We start from the raw sequence: 1,140 nt of genomic DNA on the forward strand, positions 1-1,140 counted from the left end.
GCGCCACCCGCGCGACCGGTCACCCCGGTGCTACCGGTGCCACTGGCGCTACTGGACCTCAAGGTGTTCAAGGTAACACAGGTGCTACCGGACCTCAAGGTGTTCAAGGTAACACAGGTGCTACCGGACCTCAAGGTGTTCAAGGTAACACAGGTGCTACCGGACCTCAAGGCGTTCAAGGTAACACAGGTGCTACTGGCGCTACGGGTATAGGAGTTACCGGACCTACTGGACCTTCTGGTGGACCTACTGGACCTACTGGACCCCAAGGTGTTCAAGGTAACACGGGGGCTACTGGTGCCACTGGACCTCAAGGCGCTCAAGGTAACACGGGGGCTACCGGACCTCAAGGTGCTCAAGGTAACACAGGCGCTACCGGGCCTCAAGGTGTTCAAGGTAACACGGGTGCTACTGGTGCCACTGGCGCTACCGGACCTCAAGGTGTTCAAGGTAACACAGGTGCTACCGGTGCCACTGGCGCTACTGGACCTCAAGGTGTTCAAGGTATCCAAGGACCAACGGGTGCTACCGGCGCTACCGGTATAGGAGTTACTGGACCAACTGGACCATCTGGCGGACCTACTGGGCCTACTGGGCCTACTGGACCTAGCTTCCCTGTAGCAACAATTGTTGTAACAAATAACATTCAACAAACAGTACTGCAATTTAATAACTTTATTTTTAGTACTGCAATTAACGTAAACAATATTATCTTTAACGGCACAAATACAGTTACTGTTATTAACGCTGGCATTTATGTAATTAGCGTATCCATCGCTACAACTGCGCCAGGATGTGCTCCACTCGGAGTAGGAATTTCAATTAATGGAGCAGTCGCAACTGACAACTTCTCTTCAAGTTTAATAGGTGACTCACTTTCATTTACTACAATTGAAACGTTAGCAGCTGGTGCAAACATCTCTGTCCAATCTACTCTTAACGAGATTACGATCCCTGCAACAGGAAATACTAACATTCGCCTTACTGTATTTAGAATCGCTTAAATTTCACTGTGTATTGTTTATGACAAATAAAAAAAGAGCGAGAAACTGAACTGCACCCTAATTGTTAGACACCGTCTAACAATTGGAGGTGCAGTTTTTCTATGGTTAAATTTACAGCTGATGAAAAAATACACAT

General features: G+C 48.2%; 1 protein-coding gene. It reads left to right on the forward strand.

What is annotated here, in order from left to right; all coding sequences use genetic code 11:
• Positions 1-1,004 (forward strand): Gly-Xaa-Xaa repeat protein (locus tag JDS98_RS29560; protein ID WP_199634629.1); only part of this gene is annotated, 1,004 nt, incomplete at its 5' end.
• Positions 1,005-1,140: the final 136 nt, after the last annotated feature.

This window comes from Bacillus cereus group sp. N11 (assembly GCF_016483605.1).
In the GTDB taxonomy this organism is placed as follows: domain Bacteria; phylum Bacillota; class Bacilli; order Bacillales; family Bacillaceae_G; genus Bacillus_A; species Bacillus_A toyonensis.